Genomic DNA, 6,228 nt, shown 5'->3' on the forward strand with positions numbered 1-6,228 from the left:
TCATGGCATTCGAAGCAATGTTCCAGCCGATCCAGATCGGCAAACTGACCATCCGCAACCGCGTGCTCAGCACCGCGCACGCCGAGGTCTACGCCACTGACGGCGGCATGACTACCGACCGCTACGTGAAGTACTACGAAGAGAAAGCCAAGGGCGGCATCGGCCTGGCGATCTGCGGCGGCTCGTCGGTGGTGGCCATCGACAGCCCGCAGGAGTGGTGGTCGTCGGTCAACCTGTCGACCGACCGCATCATCCCGCACTTCCAGAACCTCGCCGACGCCATGCACAAGCATGGCGCCAAGATCATGATCCAGATTACCCACATGGGCCGTCGCTCGCGTTGGGACGGCTTCAACTGGCCGACCCTGATGTCGCCGTCGGGCATCCGTGAACCGGTGCACCGCGCTACCTGCAAGACCATCGAGGTGGAGGAGATCTGGCGCGTGATCGGCAACTACGCGCAAGCGGCGCGTCGTGCCAAGGACGGCGGTCTGGACGGCGTCGAGCTGTCGGCCGTGCACCAGCACATGATCGACCAGTTCTGGAGCCCGCGGGTCAACAAGCGTACCGACGAATGGGGCGGCACCTTCGAAGGCCGCATGAAGTTCGGCATGGAAGTGTTGAAAGCCGTGCGCGCCGAGGTCGGCGACGACTTCTGCGTGGGCATGCGCATCTGCGGTGACGAATTCCACCCCGATGGCCTCAGCCACGAGGACATGAAGCAGATCGCCGCCTACTACGACGCCACCGGCATGATCGACTTCATCGGCGTGGTCGGCTCGGGTTGCGACACCCACAACACCCTGGCCAACGTCATCCCCAACATGAGCTACCCGCCGGAGCCGTTCCTGCACCTGGCGGCCGGTATCAAGGAAGTGGTCAAGGTCCCGGTGCTGCACGCGCAGAACATCAAGGACCCGAACCAGGCCACGCGCATCCTCGAAGGCGGCTACGTGGACATGGTCGGCATGACCCGTGCGCACATCGCCGACCCGCACCTGATCGCCAAGATCAAGATGGGCCAGGTCGACCAGATCAAGCAGTGCGTCGGTGCCAACTACTGCATCGACCGCCAGTACCAGGGCCTGGATGTGCTGTGCATCCAGAACGCCGCGACCTCCCGTGAATACATGGGTGTGCCGCACATCATCGAGAAGACCACCGGGGCCAGGCGCAAGGTGGTGGTGGTCGGTGCCGGCCCTGCCGGGATGGAGGCCGCTCGTGTGGCTGCAGAGCGCGGCCACGACGTGACCGTGTTCGAGAAGAAGGACCAGATCGGCGGGCAGATCACCATTGCCGCCAAGGCACCGCAGCGCGACCAGATCGCCGGCATCACCCGCTGGTACCAGCTGGAGTTCGCGCGCCTGAAGGTCGACCTGCGCCTGGGCACCGCCGCTGATGTCGCGACCATCCAGGACCTGCGCCCGGACATCATCGTGCTGGCGGTGGGCGGGCATTCGTTCCTCGAGCAGAACGAGCACTGGGGCGCCGCCGAAGGGCTGGTGGTCAGCAGCTGGGACGTGCTCGACGGCAAGGTCGCGCCGGGCAAGAACGTGCTGGTGTACGACACCATCTGCGAGTTCACCGGCATGTCCGTGGCCGACTTCATTGCCGACAAGGGCAGCCAGGTCGAGATCGTCACCGACGACATCAAGCCCGGTGTGGCCATGGGTGGTACCACCTTCCCGACCTACTACCGCAGCATGTACCCCAAAGAAGTGATCATGACCGGCGACATGATGCTGGAGAAGGTCTACCGCGAGGGCGACAAGCTGGTGGCGGTGCTCGAGAACGAGTACACCGGCGCCAAGGAAGAACGCGTGGTAGACCAGGTGGTGGTGGAGAACGGCGTGCGTCCTGACGAGCAGCTGTACTACGCGCTGAAGGACGGTTCGCGCAACAAGGGCCAGATCGACGTGGAGGCGCTGTTCGCCATCAAGCCGCAGCCGATCCTCAGCCAGCCGGGCGAGGGCTACCTGCTGTACCGCATCGGCGACTGCGTGGCCCAGCGCAACGTGCATGCGGCGATCTACGACGCCTTGCGCCTGTGCAAGGACTTCTGATCGCACCGCCTCTGTAGAGGCGGGACTGGCCCCCCTGTAGGAGCGAGCATAGCTCGCGATGGCGTCAGCCTTGGCAACCGGGTTGTCTGATCGGGCGCTATCGCGAGCGCTGCTCGCTCCTACAGGGGTCCGCGCTGCCCTAGAGAGCGGCGCAAGAATCCAGCTGTTTGTGGGAGCCTCCCATGTTGAACACCCTTCTACCCATCCTGCTGTTCGCTGCCCTTGGCCTGGCGGTGCTCGGCGCTCTGCGCCGGGTGCGCATGTGGCGGCGTGGCCGCGCCTCCAAGGTCGACCTGATCGGCGGCCTGCTGGCCATGCCGCGGCGCTACCTGGTGGACCTGCACCACGTGGTCGAGCGCGACAAGTACATGTCCAAGACCCACGTGGCCACCGCGGGCGGCTTCGTGCTGTCGGCCGTGCTGGCGATCCTGGTGCACGGCTTCGGCCTGCAGAGCAAGCTCCTCGGCTATGCCTTGCTGGTGGCCACGGTCATCATGTTCGCGGGCGCCATCTTCGTCTTCAAACGGCGCCTGAACCCGCCTTCGCGCTTGTCCAAGGGCCCGTGGATGCGCCTGCCGAAAAGCCTGCTGGCGTTCTCCGCGAGCTTCTTCATCGCCACCTTGCCGGTCGCCGGCATCCTGCCGGCCAACACCGGTGGCTGGGTGATGGTCGCGGTGCTGGGCCTGGGCGTGCTGTGGGGCGTGTCGGAGCTGTTCTTCGGCATGACCTGGGGTGGCCCGATGAAGCACGCCTTCGCCGGCGCCCTGCACCTGGCCTGGCACCGCCGCGCCGAACGCTTCGGCGGCGGCCGCTCCACCGGCCTCAAACCGCTGGACCTGGAAGACCCGAACGCACCGCTGGGCGTGGAAAAGCCGGTGGATTTCACCTGGAACCAGCTGCTCGGCTTCGACGCCTGCGTGCAGTGCGGCAAATGCGAGGCCATGTGCCCGGCGTTCGCGGCCGGCCAGCCGTTGAACCCGAAAAAGCTCATCCAGGACATGGTCATCGGCCTGGCCGGCGGTACTGACGCGCAGTTCGCCGGCAGCCCTTACCCTGGCAAGCCGATCGGCGAACATGGCGGCAACCCGCACCAGCCGATCGTCAACGGCCTGGTCGACGCCGAAACGCTGTGGTCGTGCACCACCTGCCGCGCCTGCGTCGAGGAGTGCCCGATGATGATCGAACACGTCGATGCCATCGTCGACATGCGCCGTCACCTCACCCTGGAAAAAGGCGCGACCCCGAACAAGGGCGCCGAGGTGCTGGACAACCTGATCGCCACCGACAACCCGGGCGGCTTTGCCCCAGGCGGGCGGATGAACTGGGCGGCGGACCTGAACCTGAAGCTGCTCTCGGAGGTGCAAACCACCGAGGTGCTGTTCTGGGTCGGCGACGGCGCCTTCGACATGCGCAACCAGCGCACCCTGCGGTCGTTCGTGAAGGTGCTCAAGGCCTCCGGCGTCGACTTCGCCGTGCTCGGCCTGGAAGAGCGCGACAGCGGCGACGTGGCCCGTCGCCTGGGTGATGAAGCGACCTTCCAGCAACTGGCCAAGCGCAACATCCAGACCCTGGCCAAGTACCAGTTCCAGCGCATCGTCACCTGCGACCCGCACAGCTTCCATGTGCTGAAGAACGAGTACGGCGCGCTGGGCGGCGAGTACCAGGTGCAGCACCACAGCACCTACATCGCCGAGCTGATCGCGGCGAAGAAACTCAACCTTGGCCAGCACAAGGGCGGCAGCGTCACCTACCACGACCCGTGCTACCTGGGCCGTTACAACGGTGAGTACGAAGCGCCCCGTGAAGTGCTCAAGGCGCTCGGCATCGAAGTGCGCGAGATGGAGCGTTCGGGCTTCCGCTCGCGTTGCTGCGGCGGTGGTGGCGGTGCGCCGATCACCGACATCCCGGGCAAGCAGCGTATTCCCGACATGCGCATGGACGACATCCGCGAAACGCAAGCCGAGCTGGTGGCCGTGGGCTGCCCGCAGTGCACCGCGATGCTCGAAGGTGTGGTCGAACCACGCCCACAGATCAAGGACCTCGCCGAGCTGGTAGCCGATGTGCTGATCGAAGAGGACACTCCGTCGGCCCCAAAGTCGCCAACGGTCAAACGTGAACCTGCGGAGGTGCACTGATGAGCGACATCATCCGCCGCGATCCACGCGCCGAGTGGATCGCCCGTAACCGTCTGCATCCGCTGCACGCGGCGATGCAGACGCAACAGACCCGCTGGATGGGGCCCAACGGCCTGATCCGCAAGAATCCCCATGCGCTTGCCGCCGGCTTCATCGGCCCGGCTGGCCTCAAGCGCATCGACCGCAGTGGTGCCCAGCAGGGTACGGGTGTCGGTGGGCGGCGCACGGCAGCGGCCGAGGTGCAGCTGCCGCTGCACCAGGTACCGGCACCGGCGTTTTATATCGCCGTGGTGCCGGACATGGTCGGTGGTCGCTTGAGCAGCCACGACCGCGACCTGCTGGGGCTGGCCCACAGCCTTGCCGGCAACGACGGCGCCGTGCTGGCCGTGGTGTTCGGGGAGCACAAGGAAAGCAACTTTTCCACAGCCGGGGTCGACCGCCTGCTGGTCATCGAGGGCGAGGCATTCGAAGGTTATGCACCGGAGCAGTTGGTGCAGGGCCTGCGGGCTGTGGATAACCAGTTCACCCCGCGTCACTGGCTGTTGCCCGATAGCCGCAGCGGTGGCGGCGAACTGGGCCGGCGCCTCGGCGCGGCCTTGGGCGAACGCCCGGCGACGCGGGTCTGGCAGGTCAGGGATGGCCAGTGCATCGGCCGTGCCGGTGCTGGCCAGCAGGACCTGCAGCGTGCTGTTCCACGGCTGATCCTGGGGGCGGCGGAGTGTGCCGAGCCGGTCAGCGAAACCCGTCACGAGGCATTGCCGGTGGAGTTGTCCACAAGCGTGGCACGCAGCCTGTCGCGTATCGAAGACCTGGGTGCGGTAGCCGTGGACCCGGCCACCATCGCCATGGCCGAGGCCGAGTTCATCGTCTCGGGCGGCAACGGGGTGAAGGACTGGGACCTCTACCACAAGGCCACCGCGGCCCTTGGCGCCACCGAAGGCGCCTCGCGGGTGGCGGTGGACGACGGCTTCATGCCGCGCAACCGCCAGGTCGGTGCCACCGGTACCTGGGTCACGGCGCGTGTCTACGTGGCTGTGGGTATCTCTGGCGCGATCCAGCACCTGCAGGGCATCGGTGCCTGCGACAAGGTGGTGGCGATCAACATGGACCCTGGCTGCGACATGATCAAACGGGCCGACCTGTCGGTGATTGGCGACAGCTCGGCGATTCTCCAGGCACTGATCGAGGCTGTGGACAACTTCCGCAGCGGCGGTCAGCGCGACGCGGCATAAGGGCACGAGCATGAGTACGAAAGTCATCAGCCTGGTTTCCATTGGTGCCCACCCGAGCTCCGGTCGCGCCCGCCGCGCCGAGCAAGATGCCCGCGCCGTGGAGCTGGGCTTGCAACTGGCTGGGGATAACATGCAGGTGGTGCATGCCGGCGACCCGCGGGAAGAGGCGCTGCGGGCTTACCTGGGCATGGGCCTGGATCATCTCGACGTGCTGGAACAGCCGGCTGGCGCCGATGTGTTGGGCGTGCTCGGTGATTATTTGCGCGATGCCGGTGCCCAGTTGGTACTCACCGGCAGCCAGGCAGAGACTGGCGAAGGATCGGGCATGTTGCCGTTCCTGCTGGCCGAGAAACTGGGCTGGCCGCTGGTGGTGGGGCTGGCCGAAGTGGAGTCGATCGATAATGGCACTGCCCAGGTGCTGCAAGCATTGCCACGTGGGCAACGGCGTCGGCTGAAGGTACGCCTGCCGCTGCTGGCGACTGTGGATAACGCCGCGCCCAAGCCGCGCCAGAGCGCGTTTGGGCCGGCGCGCCGGGGTGTGCTGGCGGCGAGGAATGTGGCGATTGTCGAGGATGAACTGTTGGCGGATGCCGAGCTGCAGCCGGCGCGTCCACGGCCCAAAAGGCTCAAGGTGATCAAGGCCAAGAGCGGTGCGGACCGGATGAAGGCGGCGACAGCCAAGGCCAGTGGCGGCGGCGGCAAGGTGTTGAAGGATGTTTCTCCACAGGAAGGCGCCGAGGCGATTCTGAAGTTGTTGGTGGAGGAGGGGGTCTTGCGCTGATCGCACTGGCCTCATCG

At 66.1% G+C, this 6,228-nt stretch carries 4 protein-coding genes; all 4 read left to right on the forward strand.

The window, feature by feature from the left end:
* The first annotated feature begins 2 nt into the window (after window positions 1–2).
* The 4 genes from dgcA to etfB all read left to right on the forward strand — a co-directional run bounded on the left by dgcA (window position 3) and on the right by etfB (window position 6,211).
* A complete protein-coding gene (gene dgcA / locus PPL01S_RS08875) occupies window positions 3–2,063 on the forward strand; it encodes a dimethylglycine demethylation protein DgcA (RefSeq protein ID WP_016392224.1) in 2,061 nt (686 codons plus the stop codon).
* Between the two features lie 182 nt (window positions 2,064–2,245).
* The gene (dgcB, locus tag PPL01S_RS08880; protein WP_028625515.1) at window positions 2,246–4,198 is read left to right on the forward strand and encodes a dimethylglycine demethylation protein DgcB; all 1,953 of its coding nucleotides are present in this window, start codon (window positions 2,246–2,248) and stop codon (window positions 4,196–4,198) included.
* Window positions 4,198–5,430 carry an electron transfer flavoprotein subunit alpha gene (gene etfA / locus PPL01S_RS08885; RefSeq protein WP_028625514.1) on the forward strand — a complete coding sequence of 411 codons (1,233 nt, stop codon included), beginning with the start codon at window positions 4,198–4,200 and terminating at the stop codon, window positions 5,428–5,430. Before dgcB ends, etfA begins: the two co-directional genes overlap by 1 nt.
* A gap of 10 nt (window positions 5,431–5,440) precedes the next feature.
* Window positions 5,441–6,211, forward strand: coding sequence for an electron transfer flavoprotein subunit beta (gene etfB / locus PPL01S_RS08890; RefSeq protein ID WP_028625513.1), 771 nt, complete (start codon window positions 5,441–5,443; stop codon window positions 6,209–6,211).
* Window positions 6,212–6,228 lie beyond the last annotated feature (17 nt).

This window comes from Pseudomonas plecoglossicida NBRC 103162 = DSM 15088 (genome assembly GCF_000730665.1).
Lineage (GTDB): Bacteria > Pseudomonadota > Gammaproteobacteria > Pseudomonadales > Pseudomonadaceae > Aquipseudomonas > Aquipseudomonas plecoglossicida.